The sequence below is a fragment of the Croceicoccus gelatinilyticus genome (assembly GCF_018398395.1).
Taxonomy (GTDB): Bacteria; Pseudomonadota; Alphaproteobacteria; order Sphingomonadales; family Sphingomonadaceae; genus Croceicoccus; species Croceicoccus gelatinilyticus.
Window position 1 is genome coordinate 192743 of record NZ_JAHCBF010000006.1, and the last position, 13057, is coordinate 205799.

At 63.5% G+C, this 13057-nt stretch carries 11 protein-coding genes; 2 read left to right on the top strand and 9 right to left on the bottom strand.

The window, feature by feature from the left end:
* Positions 1–183: 183 nt before the first annotated feature.
* The 8 genes from argB to KIH45_RS14125 all read right to left on the bottom strand — a co-directional run bounded on the left by argB (position 184) and on the right by KIH45_RS14125 (position 10475).
* Positions 184–1092: an acetylglutamate kinase gene (gene argB / locus KIH45_RS14090; protein WP_213176668.1), complete on the bottom strand. Its 909-nt coding sequence runs from the start codon at positions 1090–1092 to the stop codon at positions 184–186.
* A 35-nt stretch (positions 1093–1127) separates the two neighbouring features.
* The gene (locus KIH45_RS14095; protein ID WP_213176669.1) at positions 1128–2102 is read right to left on the bottom strand and encodes a bile acid:sodium symporter family protein; all 975 of its coding nucleotides are present in this window, start codon (positions 2100–2102) and stop codon (positions 1128–1130) included.
* 25 nt (positions 2103–2127) lie between these two features.
* Positions 2128–4911 (bottom strand): phosphoenolpyruvate carboxylase, encoded by a 2784-nt coding sequence (locus KIH45_RS14100; RefSeq protein ID WP_213176670.1) that lies wholly within the window; start codon positions 4909–4911, stop codon positions 2128–2130.
* A gap of 11 nt (positions 4912–4922) precedes the next feature.
* Positions 4923–5534 (bottom strand): bifunctional 4-hydroxy-2-oxoglutarate aldolase/2-dehydro-3-deoxy-phosphogluconate aldolase, encoded by a 612-nt coding sequence (gene eda, locus KIH45_RS14105; protein WP_213176671.1) that lies wholly within the window; start codon positions 5532–5534, stop codon positions 4923–4925.
* A gap of 34 nt (positions 5535–5568) precedes the next feature.
* On the bottom strand, positions 5569–7398 hold the full coding sequence (gene edd / locus KIH45_RS14110) for a phosphogluconate dehydratase (RefSeq protein WP_213176672.1): 1830 nt from the start codon (positions 7396–7398) through the stop codon (positions 5569–5571).
* Positions 7399–7486: 88 nt separating this feature from the next.
* Positions 7487–8938, bottom strand: coding sequence for a glucose-6-phosphate dehydrogenase (gene zwf, locus KIH45_RS14115; RefSeq protein WP_213176673.1), 1452 nt, complete (start codon positions 8936–8938; stop codon positions 7487–7489).
* Between the two features lie 225 nt (positions 8939–9163).
* Complete coding sequence (locus tag KIH45_RS14120; RefSeq protein WP_213176674.1) at positions 9164–9964, bottom strand: transglutaminase-like domain-containing protein; 801 nt, start codon at positions 9962–9964, stop codon at positions 9164–9166.
* Positions 9965–10058: 94 nt separating this feature from the next.
* Positions 10059–10475 carry a secondary thiamine-phosphate synthase enzyme YjbQ gene (locus tag KIH45_RS14125; protein ID WP_213176675.1) on the bottom strand — a complete coding sequence of 139 codons (417 nt, stop codon included), beginning with the start codon at positions 10473–10475 and terminating at the stop codon, positions 10059–10061.
* 192 nt (positions 10476–10667) lie between these two features.
* Here KIH45_RS14125 and KIH45_RS14130 point away from each other — a divergent pair, with 192 nt between their 5' ends.
* Together KIH45_RS14130 and KIH45_RS14135 are read left to right on the top strand one after the other, a co-directional pair.
* Positions 10668–11714 (top strand): diacylglycerol/lipid kinase family protein, encoded by a 1047-nt coding sequence (locus KIH45_RS14130; protein ID WP_213176676.1) that lies wholly within the window; start codon positions 10668–10670, stop codon positions 11712–11714.
* Positions 11714–12619, top strand: coding sequence for a hypothetical protein (locus KIH45_RS14135; protein WP_213176677.1), 906 nt, complete (start codon positions 11714–11716; stop codon positions 12617–12619). The genes KIH45_RS14130 and KIH45_RS14135 overlap by 1 nt, the downstream gene beginning before the upstream one ends.
* On the opposite strand, the gene KIH45_RS14140 is transcribed toward KIH45_RS14135, so the two are convergent.
* Positions 12620–13018 carry a hypothetical protein gene (locus KIH45_RS14140; protein WP_213176678.1) on the bottom strand — a complete coding sequence of 133 codons (399 nt, stop codon included), beginning with the start codon at positions 13016–13018 and terminating at the stop codon, positions 12620–12622. It abuts the gene before it with no gap.
* Positions 13019–13057: the final 39 nt, after the last annotated feature.

The following is a 13057-nucleotide window of genomic DNA, read 5'->3' on the forward strand; positions in this document are numbered from 1 at the left end:
TGCCCTTGTGCGTCTAGCCGAGGGGCGGGCGGTGTATCAACCACCCAATACGCCTGAACCTGCCGAAAAGCGGCGTTTGATCAGTCCTGAATGTACGGCTGGATGCACCGCCGAGGCCTGTTGGCAGGCTTGTCGGCGGTCACGCCGGTGCAATCGAGCGATTCGCCGTTGGGCGGCGCGTGATCAGTCGTTGCGGATCAGCGTACCGGCGCCGCGCTCGGTAAAGATTTCGAGCAGCATTGCATGGGGCACGCGTCCGTCGAGGACGACTGCCGCGTCGCATCCGGCCTCAACCGCCTGTACGCAAGTATCGAGCTTGGGGATCATGCCGCCGCTGATGGTGCCGTCTTCCTTGAGCGTGGCGATGGCGCTTGGCGTAAGGTCGGTCAGCAAGCCGCCCTGCTTGTCGAGAACGCCCGGAACGTCGGTCAGCAGGAACAGGCGTGCCGCGCCCACGGCGGCGGCGATGGCGCCGGCCATGGTGTCGGCGTTGATGTTGTAGGTGTGCCCGTCGTCACCGACGCCAATCGGCGCAATAACGGGGATGAGGCCCGAAGTGACCGCAGTATCGATGATCCGCGTGTCGACATGCTGCGGTTCGCCCACGAAGCCGAGGTCAACGACCTGTTCGATCGCGCTATCCGGATCCTTGCGGGTGCGGTGGACCTTGGTCGCTTTCACCAGACCGCCGTCCTTGCCCGAAATGCCGATGGCGCGACCGCCGGCATTGGCGATCCAGCTGACGAGTTCCTTGTTGATCCTGCCTGACAGGACCATTTCCGCGATCTCGGCCGTCTGCTTGTCGGTGACGCGAAGGCCGTCGACGAAGCTCGATTCGACGCCCAGCTTCTTCAGCATGGCCCCGATCTGCGGACCGCCGCCGTGGACGACCACGACATTGATCCCGACCGCGCCCAGCAGCACGACATCTTCGGCAAAGTCCTGAGCAGCCTCGGGATTTCCCATCGCGTGGCCGCCGTACTTGATGACGAACGTCCGCCCCGCATATCGCTTGATATAGGGAAGCGCCTCTACGAGGATTTCCGCCTTGGCGAGGACCGCCTTGTCGCTGGGGTTCAGAGGATCGACCATAATGGCAGCGCCATTGCACGCCAATGCGGCTGCAATCAATCGCTTTGCGCGCCTTGGCGTGCCCACCTCGCGGCCAGAAGCGCAGAGACGATCATCTGCGCCTGGTGGAATATCATCAGCGGCAGCATGACCGCGCCGACGCTGGCGGGCGGAAACAGGACGCCTGCAAAGGCGACGCCTGCGGCAAGGCTCTTCTTCGAACCTGCGAACTGGATTGTGATCCGGTCCTCGCGCGAAAAGCCGAGATAGCGACCGGCCAGCGCCGCTGCCGTGAACACTGCCACCAGCAGCACGAGGCAAAGCGCGATGACGAGAGCCAGTTCCTCGATCCCCGTCCGCTGCCAAAGGCCTTCGCGGACAGAGGCGCCGAACGCGACGAAGACGATCAGTACGATTGTGCCCTTGTCGGCCAGCCCGACGGCCTTCTTGTGGCGTGTGACGAAGTCTCCGACGACGGGGCGCAGCATGTGCCCGACAATGAAGGGCACGAGAAGCTGGAGGATGATGCGCAGGGCCGCCGTACCGGAAATCTCGGCCCCGCCGCTGCCGCCAGCCATCAGCGCCGAAAGCGAAGGCGTGACGAAGACCGCCGCCATGTTCGAGATCGCTGCCGCGCAGACCGCGCCCGCGACGTTCCCGCCCGCCATCGCGGTAAAGGCAACCGCACTCTGCATTGTCGATGGCACTGCGCCGATGAAAACGAGCCCGCGGGCGAGATTTTCATCGAGGCCCGGAACCGCGGAAAGCAAGAGCGTGCAGACAGGGAAGAACGCAAATGTCACGGCAAGGATCACGAGGTGAAGCCGCCAGTGCGTCATCCCGCCGATGATCGCTTCACGCGATAGCTTTGCACCGTGGAGAAAGAACAGCAGCACGATCCCCGCGTCCGCCGCCCATGCAAAGACGTCCGCCATGATCCCGCGCGGCGGCAGGAGCGAGGCAAGGACGATCGCGGCGAACAGCGACAGGACGAAAGGATCGGGCCGGAAACGGGCCAGCAGACCTGCCAATGTGTTTTTCCCTTACGCGGTGGGTTCAGCCGTGTGCGCCGAACTCGTTCGCGATCGCGGTACCGATCCTGAGCACGAGTGCATAGGCTTTCTCGATCGGATCGATGAAATCGCGCCGGATGGCGTGATAGCCGCTGTCGCTGCCGTCCGGATATTGGCTGCCCTCGGCAATCTCGAAATCGTCGATCGAAGGGAAGCTGGTCGGGAAGGCGCGGCGCATTTGCGCAAGTGCGTCGTCGATCCGCAGCGTGAAGACCATCTCCAGCACGTCCTCGCGGCTGATGTCGTTCGACCGTGAGAAGACCGGGACCTGCACCGCCTTCAGGAACATGTGCTGCAAAAGCGCGAGGCGCAGGGCCTGAAGCACGCCGATGGATCGGCGCTTGTGCTCTCGATCCGTGATGGCGGGGCCCCATTCGTCCGTTGCGCCTGGGATCGAATCCATCAACTTGTGCAAATGCATGGCATCGACGCGAAGCCGGCTGGCGAGGCGACGGAACGTGCCGACGCGGTCGTCCTTGGTCAGGTAATCGGCAAGGATCAGGCACGGATCGGTGAGGTGCTTTTCCGTCCCGCGATATGGGCGGCTGGCCCAATAGGCGGAATTGAACAGTTCGCCATAGGCGGCCACCGTCTTGATGCTGGCCAGCGCGTCAGCTGCACGGACAAGGCGCAGGAGCTGCTTGCCGCGCTCGCTGGTTGAAAGAAGCTCGGCAATCTCCTCGATGTTGTTTTCCGCAGCCGTGCCGAAACCGGCGATGACGTTCACCGGATAGCCAAGCTGTTGCAGGATGGCGTTGTGCGGGATCGCGCGGATCTGGCGCAGGCTCATCTTCCGGTCGGAAGCAAGGTCCGACTGGCGGCGCGAACGACGGCTGCCGGTATCGTTCAGCAGGCCGAGGCCAAAGGCGGTGATCGCGCGGCTGTAAGTGGCCGAGACGAGGTGCATGTTCTGCACCCGCCGGATCGCGCGGTAGAAATCGAGGCTGAGGTCGGTGCGGCGATAGAACTGGTCGGTCGGCGCATCGGGGTCGGCATCGGTCGGCGGGTTTTCGGCGATGCGCGTCAGAGTGGCGAGCGCGAGTTCGGGCGTGCCGAACCACAGGTAACCGTCACCGCCCTGGAAGCTGACTTCGGGTTCCAGCCTGATGCCAGCGCGCACGAAGCGGCGGCGGGCCCACGGTGAAAGCGGCCATTCCAGCCGGTCCTTCATCGACGCGGGATGCGCGCCGCGGCCCATGGATTCGCCGTGGGTGTTGAAGATCAGCGCGGCAACGTCGGTAAGGTCATTCGACTTCATCGCGTCGGCAAGGCGGCCCTGAAGACGCTCGATCGCAAGGCTGGCGGGTATCTGCCCGACAAAACGGCCCGCGTCGGAGAAACCGGTCTGGATGCAGACGCGGCCACGCTTGCGCGCATAAATTCGGTATTCGTCTTCGGCCAGCAGGGCGTCGAGAAAGCGGCCGCCGTGTTCCAGTGCGGCTTCGGTCTCGAACAGGGGCGAGACGTCGACCTTGTCCTCTATCCCGAAAAGCTTGGCGAAATAGAGCGCGGCCAGCACCGTCTGCGGCTGTTCGCATTCGGCGATCAACATGCGGATCGGCGCATCGGCGTCGATGTGCTTCAGGATCTGCTGCATCGCGAGGAACTGACGGATCGCGGTGCTGCCCTCGATCGCCAGCGCGGCGAAGTTGGCGTTGAGCGGGGTCACGTCCTCGAGCGCGGTGCGGATCGTGTTGAGCGCGGCCTGGCTCGACAGGTCGAGCTTGGATTCGGGGTCGACCCGGCGGCGGATCGCGTTCTGCAACTGGCTGGAGTTCACGCGGAAGTGAATTAGCCCCATGCCGAGACCGTCGGCGCGCATGGCGGCAGCGGCGGTCAGCAGGGTGGTTGCGGTATCTTCATCCGCATCTCCGGCCATCGCCTCAAGCTCGGCCATGACGGGCGCGAGCGAGACGATCTTGGCGGGGCTGTCCGCGGTCAGCGAATTGGCGGTGTGCGACAGGAGCGCAGGGTCCGACAGGTCCTTGGCGAACATCGCCGCCATCTCGCCGGTATGCTCCGCAGCGGCCGAGAGCCGTCCTGCGATCTCCGGCGCGTCCTGCACCAGCATCGCGGCATAGGACGCAAGGCGTTCGGCCTTTTCCTGGAGGCGATAGCGGATCGAGGTGTTCCACCCGATGTCGGTGCGCCCGTCCATGTCGTAACCGACCCACGTGGCAAGGCGGACGGGAGTGGGTGCAAAGCGCTTCCAGTCGGACGGCCACTTGCCGCGCGCCTGTTCGAACAAGGTACGCACGATCCGATCGCGGGCGCCTTGCGCACGCGACATTGCCGACATCGCGGCATCGTGTTCGGAATCGAGCGTGATCATCGTCCGTTCGTGCGGAGCAGCGCAAACGGTGTCGCCGTTCACTTCACCCTCGGTCGCCGCGTGTGCCACCGATCCGGCCTGCGCCGGGGTCAGCAGGAAAGTCGGGTGCGCTGTGAAGACGACGTGAAGGAGGGGATGCTGCCAGCGGGCTGCGAAAGTTTCGAAATCCTCTGTCTGCTTTTCGAAGGCCTTGAGGTTTTCTTCCGGCGCCATCGGCGCGACCATGCGATCAAGCTTTTGCGCGCGAGCCAGCAGGCCTTCACATTCGAGCGCGCTGACGAGAGCGTCGATCTCGGCAAGGTCGATCTCTTCCGATTCCAGTTTGCGCGAGAATTCGAGCCCCAGCTGGAAGACCGGGTTGAACAGAGGCGTTTCGCGGGTCCGTGAATGCAGGTCGCGAAGACGGTCGTGGAGCGCGGCGATCTTCGGGTTCATGCAGTTCCCCTTCAGGATTGGAGTGCGGCGGCTTCGGATGCGAGCTTGCGGATGGTGTCCTTGTCGGCGCCCTTGGGCGCGACCCAGCTACCGCCGACACACAGGATTTGCGGGTGGGACAGCCAGTCGGGCGCGGTCTTCAGCGAGACGCCGCCGGTGGGGCAGAACTTGGCCATGCCGAACGGTGCGGCAATGGCCTTCAGTGCGGGCAGCCCGCCATTCGCTTCTGCCGGGAAGAACTTGAAGTGCGAAAGCCCCATGTCGAGGCCTTCCATGATTTCCGCGCTTGTCGCCACGCCCGGCAGGAACGGCACGCCCGCGTCCTTGGCCGCGCGACCGAGATTTTCGGTGAGGCCGGGGGAGACGACGAATTCGACGCCTGCGCGCAGGACCTTCTCCAGATCCTTGGTCGAAAGGACAGTGCCAGCGCCCACGATAGCGCCGGGCACGGTCTTCATCGCCTCGATCACGTCGAGAGCGCAAGGCGTGCGCAGCGTGACTTCAAGGCATGGCAACCCGCCTTCGACCAAAGCTTCGGCCACTGGGATCGCATCGTCGACATCGTCGATCACGAGGACCGGAATGACAGGCGCTTTCGTCATGATGGAATGAATGTCGGTCATCGTATTCCCTGTTCTTTTACGTCGTCAGGCGCGGTCAAAGACCGGCGAGCGCAAGCATGGCTGAGCCGCCTTTTTCCGCACCGTCGGCACCGGCGCGCATCATGGCGAAGAGTTCGCGGCCTACGCCCCAAGCCGCGGGCGGCGCGGCGGCAGGCTGGCGGGCCGAAAGGTCGGCAGTGGTCGAAAGCGTGCCGTTGTGCGCATCGACGCGGATCACGTCGCCATCCTGCACATAGGCGAGCGGACCGCTGTTCCCGCCTGCATCGGCCAGCGCTTCGGGCGTGCAGTGGATCGCGGCGGGGACTTTGCCCGATGCGCCAGACATGCGGCCATCGGTGACCAGCGCGACCTTGAAGCCGCGATCCTGAAGAACGCCCAGCGGCGGGGTCAGCTTATGCAGTTCGGGCATGCCGTTGGCGCGCGGGCCCTGGAATCGGACAACGACGACGACGTCGCGGTCCAGCTCGCCGGCCTTGAACGCCTTGGCAACGTCTTCCTGCGTCTGGAACACGCGGGCGGGTGCCTCGATAACCCAGCGTTCCTCGTCCACCGCGCTCGTCTTGATCGTCGCGCGGCCGAGATTGCCGGTCAGCAGGCGCATGCCGCCGTCCGGGTTGAACGGATCTGACACGGGGGCGAGCATCGTCGGATCGAGCGGGGTGGCGGGTGCGGCCTGCCACGACAGGTCCTTGTCGTTCATCACAGGCTCTTGCGACTGATCCGAAAGGCTGCCGCCGCCGACAGTGACGATGTCATCATGGGCAAGGCCGGAACCGAGTAGTTCGCGGATGACATAGCCCATGCCGCCCGCCGCGTGGAACGCGTTCACGTCGCCAGTACCGTTCGGATAGACGCGGGTGATGAGCGGGACGACCTTCGACAATTCGTCGAAGTCTTCCCAGTCGATCTGAACGCCTGCGGCCCGCGCGATTGCGGGCAGGTGCAGCGCGTGATTGGTCGAACCGCCCGTGGCGAGCAGGCCGACTACGGCGTTCACGATCGCCTTTTCATCGACGCAGGCCGAAAGCGGGCGCGGATCGGAACCGCGGGTCGAGATCTTCGCCAGCTGGTGCACGGCGGCGCGGGTGAGGGCGGAGCGCAGCGGCGTGTTCGGCGGAATGAAAGCCGCGCCCGGAATATGCAGGCCCATCATCTCCATCATCATCTGGTTGGAGTTGGCCGTGCCATAGAACGTGCAGGTGCCCGGCGCGTGATAGGAGGCAGACTCGCTGGCGAGCAGTTCGTCGCGCCCGACCTTGCCCTCTGCATAGAGTTGGCGGGTCTTCTGCTTTTCCTTGTTGCCGATCCCGCTGGGCATCGGGCCCGAGGGAACGAGAATGCAGGCAAGGTGGCCAAAGCGCAGCGCGCCGATCAGCAGACCCGGTACGATCTTGTCGCAGATGCCGAGGAGGGCCATGCCGTCGTACATCTCGTGGCTGAGGGCAACGGCAGTGCCCATCGCGATCGTGTCGCGGCTGAACAGTGACAGGTCCATGCCGTCCTGCCCTTGCGTCACGCCGTCGCACATGGCGGGGACGCCGCCAGCGACCTGCATCGTCGCGCCGACTTCGCGGGCGTAGATCTTCATCGCTTCGGGATAGCGGCCATAGGGCTGATGCGCCGAAAGCATGTCGTTGTAGGCAGTTACGATGGCGAGGTTCGGTGCCTTGCCGCTGCCGATCGCGGCCTTGTCGTCCCCCATCGCGGCATAGCCGTGCGCAAGGTTGGAACAGGCTAGCGCCGTCCGGTCGGGATGACGGTCAGCCTCTCGCGCCATGAGGTCGAGGTATCTGCCACGGCTGTCGCGACTACGTTCAACGATGCGCTCTGTCACGCGGGCGAGGGTGGAGTGCAATTCGGCCACGGTTTTCCTTCGGTCTTGTTCGGGCGGCACCGGGCTCCCTCATCCCGGATTACCGCGTTGCAGCGTATCAGTTCGGCAGTGCGCCCGGCTATTCGTGCCAGGTGACCCCGTCACGTTCGGCCAGCGCGATGGCCGCGGACGGCCCCCAGCTACCGGCGGTATATGTCTTGGGCGTGATATTCGCCTCGTCCCAGGTTTCGCGGATACCGTCGATCCAGTTCCACTGGGCCTCGACCTCGTCACGGCGCACGAAGAGCGTCTGGTCGCCCTCGACAAGGTCGAGAAGCAGGCGTTCGTAGGCGATACGGCGTTCCGGGCCGGCAAAGGCATCGGGCATGGCGATATCGAGCGGAACCTGACGCAGGCGAATGCCGCCGCGATCCAGCCCCGGCACCTTTGCCATCAGCGAAAGACGGATGTTCTCACGCGGCTGGATGCCGATGACGAGCGTGTTGGGCAGTGTCTTCGCGCCGCGATCCTCGAAGATCGAGAAGGGCACGTCGCGGAACTTCACGATGATCTCGGTCGTGCGTTCGGGCAGCCGCTTGCCGGTGCGCATGTAGAAGGGCACGCCCTTCCAGCGCCAGTTGTCGATATGGGCCTTCAGCGCGACGAACGTTTCCGTCTCGCTTTCCCGGCCCAGCTCGTCGTCATAACCGGGCACGGCTTCGCCATTGATGGCGCCTGCGCGGTACTGGCCGGTCACGGTTTCGTTCGGTTGGATCGGGCGCAGGGCGCGCAGGACCTTTACCTTTTCGTCGCGCACGGCAGTCGCATCGAAGCTGGTCGGCGGCTCCATCGCAACAAGGGCGAGAAGCTGCAGGATATGGTTCTGCACCATGTCGCGCAGCGCGCCGCTGCCGTCGTAATATCCGACGCGGGATTCGAGGCCCACGGTCTCGGCCACGGTGATCTGCACGTGGTCGATATGCGCTGCATTCCAAAGCGGCTCGAACATGATGTTGGCAAAGCGCAGGGCCAACAGGTTCTGGACCGTTTCCTTGCCGAGATAGTGGTCGATGCGGAAAATCCGGTCCTCCGAAAAGGCCGAGGCGACCGCATCGTTGATCTGGCACGAACTGGCGAGATCGACGCCCAGTGGCTTTTCCAGCCCGATGCGCACGTTTCCGGTGGCAAGCCCGTTGGCGGCAAGGCCCTTGATGGTCGGTTCGAACAGCGAAGGTGCAGTCGAAAGGAAGATCGACAGGCCTTCGTTTTCTTCAGTCCCAATGGGGCCAACGCACTTTGCCAGCGTGTCGAAACCTTCGGGCGTGGAGGCGTCGAGGTCCTGATAGCGCAGCTTTGTCAGGAACGTGTCGACATCGACCTTGCGCCCCGCAGGCAGGAACTTTGCCAGCGCTTCTGCTGCGAAATTGCGGAAGCTTTCGTCGGTATATTCCGAACGCGCCGTGCCGATGATGTCGATGTTGTCGGGAAGCAGGCCGTCAGACGCGAGCGCGCAGAGCGAGGGAAGCAGCATGCGCTGCGACAGGTCCCCGGTGGCGCCGAAGAGAAGAAGCTTGTTCGCTGAAAAGGTCATGCGGCGTACCGCAAAACTGGGGTGCACATGGTCGCTGGTCTTCTCCCGCTCGGGCCTTCGGACCCTGTTGTTAGCAATTGCAGCAAAGCTTGGGAAGCAGAGGCTTCTGCGCGCCACAATGCTCCATTGCAAAAAGCATAGATAGCTTTGAGAACGTTCACAACCGGCAAATACGTATGCAACGCAAATCTTGGGCGCAAGCCGCGGAAGAGCGCAGCCCGCTCGTCAATCGACTGTCACTGTGATCTGCTTGTCGATGAAGTCGGCCATTCCGTAACTCGTGAGGAAGCTGACTTCAGCGGCGTCGCGCCCTACGCCGATTTTTACGATCATGGACCTGTCGGCCATCTCGGTCGCATCGACAAGGTGCCAGCTGCCTGTACCGACAGGGCCGTCGGGATCGGCAAGAAAAACCTCTGCCACGGCATGGAAATCCTGCGGCTCGACATTAGGGGCGTAACAGCTGACATAGCGCGCCGGGATTCCCGAAGCGCGGATCATCGTGATGACGACATGGGCATAGTCGCGGCAGACGCCCTGCCGTTCGACGAAACTGTCGAGCGCCGTCGTCGTCGCGGTGCTGGAACCAGGCGTATAGCTGAACTTGCGTGCGACCCAGTCGTGAATGGCGGCAACGCGTTCGCCACCCTGAAGGTTGCCGAACTCCGCTTCGACGAAGCTGTGGAACTGATCTGCGGGACAGAAGCGGGAATCGAAAAGATAGGGCACCGCCTCGCCCGGAAGTTCGTGCGGCAGCATCGACGGGAGCCTGGAAATATCCGGCAAGGCGCGATTGATCTCGGCTGAAATCTCGTACTCGGCGCGGAATTCGCCCGAACAGCGCAGCCAGATCCGCTCTCCGATCGCATCTTCGCCAGCGACGCGGGCGGTATGCTCGGTCGGTGAGAATGTTAGGCCGGGGCCGGTCAGGACCTGCTCGGGAATGGCTGCTGCCTCCATCTGCAGCAGGAAATCGGTAGGGGCTGCGAAGTTGTAGGCGATGGACGACTTGATATTGATGGTCATGAAGACTCTCGGAAATGTCGGTATGGGGGGTGCGGGCATGACCGCTTCACCGCCACAACGCAGGTGACGGCGTTCCTATCCGCGCGTGATCAGATTATTCGCCGAGAAGGTGCAGGTCGACCTGTCGGGTGTGCGGGCGCGTGCGATGCTCGACAAGATAGATGCCTTGCCACGTCCCGAGAGTTGGCCTGCCCGAAGCTACGGGGATCGAGAGCGAGACGCCGGTCAGGATCGATTTCAGGTGCGCGGGCATGTCGTCCGGCCCTTCGTCGTCGTGAACCCATCCGCTATCCTCGGGCGCGATCCGGTCCAGCCAGTCGACAATGTCCTGCCTGACTTCGGGCGCCGCATTTTCCTGAATGGTCAGCGATGCGGAGGTATGCCGACAAAAAACCGTAAGCAGCCCGACATCGATGCCACTGTCAGCCACCCAGGCGCTGACCTCGCGCGTTATTTCGATAAGACCGCGCCCTCCGGTTCGGACATCGAAAGGGGTGAGGGACTGTCGCATCGCGGTCGTATTCGCAAATTGGATCGCTTTTGCACAGGGCAATCGCCCGTCGTTCGCCCGTGCCGCCAGAGCCTGCGAAGCGGCGATTTACCTTCGTGTTTCAGGGATGCTGCACTGTTGCCGCAACACCATGACCGAATATTTCAGTTTTTTACGGATGATTTTTGGCCGCCCCGTCGCTATGTCGGACCGATGGATGGCACGATCTACGACGATTGCACCAGGCCGCTTTTCGCGTTCGACGGTGTAGGCGGACCTGCTCGCTCTGAGCAGGCCGAACCGTCGCGTCGTGGATCGAGCGCGCGGGAAGGATCGCGTGTCGCCGTCATTTCCAATCCGCGCAGCTACCGCAACAAGCGCCGTCCGCTGACGGTGCCAGGCGGTGTGCTGGTGGAATCGCCGCGTACGCGACACGAACTGCGCCGTACGCTGGCCGCGTTCAAGCATGACGGCGTGGAACTGGTGATCGTTGCCGGTGGCGACGGTACGGTACGCGATGTGCTGACTTGCGGTACGGACGTGTGGGGCGACAGTCCGCCGGTGATTGGCGTCCTGCCTTGCGGCAAGACGAATGCCCTGGCGATCGATCTTGGTGTTCCCGATGACTGGGACATCAGCCAGATGATCGCGGCCTGGAAAGCACGCAGCTTTGTCGAGCGTCCACCGATCGAGATCGAGCGTGTGAACGAAGGGCGTCCGGTTCTCGGCTACTTGTTCGGTGCCGGCGTTTTCGTCGATGCGACCGATCTTGCCCAGACGACGCATCGGTTCGGAGCCGTGAACAACCTCGCCGTTGCCCTTTCGATTTTTGGCGCGGTGGCGAGCACGATCATGGGCGGCAACAATTCGGAATGGCGCCAGGGCAAGGCCATGGCCATCCGTTATGGCGAAGATGCCAAACTTCTGGACGGGACCAAGGCCAACAGCGAAGGCCAGCGCTTCATCATGCTGGCCTCGACGATGGAACGCCTGCCGCTGGGCCTGAAGATTTTTGGCGAACGTCGTCCGGGCATGAAGACGCTGGTCGTCGATGCGCCGCCGCGTCGCTTCATGCGTATCTTCACACGTGTCCTGCGCGGTATGACGTGGAAGACAATGGCAGACGATGGCGTCCACCGCGTAGATACCGGCGAAATGCGCATCGACCTTGAAGGTGGCTTCATCCTCGACGGCGAACGCTTCCCGGCGGGCGACTACCTGCTGCGCAAGGGCACACCGGTCACTTTCGTCACTTCCTGATGTCCCACGATACGCTAACGGCGCGGATCGAGACCGCGCTCGCGGCCGACGTTCGGCCGGAGGTGCAGGCCTTTGCCGCAAAGCTCGCCACGCAGGCCGATGCCCTTGCCGTGCTGTTCTACGGTTCGAACTTGCGCAGCGGATCGCTCGAAGGTGTCCTAGACTTCTACGTTCTCACCCGAGGGCCACGCGAGAAGGGCCTGTGGCCTCGCGTCGGGTACCACGAGCTGGAAATGGGCGGCGAAGTCCTGCGCGCTAAAGTGGCGGAGATGCGCCTGTTGACTTTTGCCCATGCCGCATCGGGAGATCACGTCGACACGACGATCTGGGCCCGCTTCGTCCAGCCTTGCGCACTGGCATGGACGGCGGACGAAGCGGCGCGCGAAACGGTCGTTTGTACCATTCGCGCCGCCGCGATCACGGCCAGTCGGTTTGCCGCCGCGCTGGGACCAGACGAGGGCACCGAGCAGGATTACTGGGGTGCTCTGTTCCGCGCGACCTACAAGGCCGAACTGCGGGTGGAGAAGCCCGGGCGGGAGCAGCAGATCCTGGCGTTCGGGGCAGGGCACTTCGACGGCCTGATGCGCGATGCTTGGGCGGCGGACGGCATTGCGTTTTCGGTAGAGGGCGAGGTGCTGAGCCCCACACTGACCGAGCGCGAAGGCAGCCGCATTCTGAAAAAATGGTCGCGTAGGCGTCGGCTGGGCAAGCCGCTCAATGTCCTGCGCCTGCTGCGTGCTGCCACGACGTTTGAAGGCGGTGCGCGTTATCTTGCCTGGAAGGTGGAGCGGCATACCGGCGTTGCGGTGCCGCTGACGCCGTTTCGCGAAAAGCACCCGCTGATCAGCAGCCCGGTGCTCATCGCGTCATATCTTCGCGCGAAGTCCCGCGCGAAGAAGGGCTGATCAGCCCTCTTCCTTAACCTTTTTATAGGGCACGAATTCGCCAAGGAAGACGACCCCGCTCCAGAACCCCATGGTGTCGCGCATCTCTATGGTGTCGACGCTGCACAGCTGATGCGAATGAGTCTTGGTGACCATGATGTCGTTCCGGCGCAGCGAGTTCTCACCGCTGTCGGGACGGTTCACGTAGAGCGTGGAGCCTGCATCGAAGACGATTGCGGTCTTGTCGTAGATCGTGCTGCTGGACACGCGGGCCATGTCGATGCAACGCACCGGTTCACCGGCGACGCGCCCTTCGAGCTTTTCGGCAAGGCGTGTCTCGGGATCCTTCTTCGCGGCCATCGCGGGGGTGGCCAGCATTCCGGCCAGCGCGGCGGCGGCAATGATCTTGGCAGTCTTCATGTTCTCGCTCCTATCGTGCGAGTCTTTAGCACATTGCGG

Bases quoted from the DNA above. Each gene is read 5' to 3' on its own strand.
- eda (WP_213176671.1), bottom strand. From the start codon at position 5,534: ATGACCGACATTCATTCCATCATGACGAAAGCGCCTGTCATTCCGGTC.
- KIH45_RS14125 (WP_213176675.1), bottom strand. From the start codon at position 10,475: ATGCGACAGTCCCTCACCCCTTTCGATGTCCGAACCGGAGGGCGCGGT.
- KIH45_RS14120 (WP_213176674.1), bottom strand. From the start codon at position 9,964: ATGACCATCAATATCAAGTCGTCCATCGCCTACAACTTCGCAGCCCCT.
- zwf (WP_213176673.1), bottom strand. From the start codon at position 8,938: ATGACCTTTTCAGCGAACAAGCTTCTTCTCTTCGGCGCCACCGGGGAC.
- KIH45_RS14130 (WP_213176676.1), top strand. From the start codon at position 10,668: ATGGATGGCACGATCTACGACGATTGCACCAGGCCGCTTTTCGCGTTC.
- argB (WP_213176668.1), bottom strand. From the start codon at position 1,092: ATGGTCGATCCTCTGAACCCCAGCGACAAGGCGGTCCTCGCCAAGGCG.
- KIH45_RS14100 (WP_213176670.1), bottom strand. From the start codon at position 4,911: ATGAACCCGAAGATCGCCGCGCTCCACGACCGTCTTCGCGACCTGCAT.
- KIH45_RS14140 (WP_213176678.1), bottom strand. From the start codon at position 13,018: ATGAAGACTGCCAAGATCATTGCCGCCGCCGCGCTGGCCGGAATGCTG.
- KIH45_RS14135 (WP_213176677.1), top strand. From the start codon at position 11,714: ATGTCCCACGATACGCTAACGGCGCGGATCGAGACCGCGCTCGCGGCC.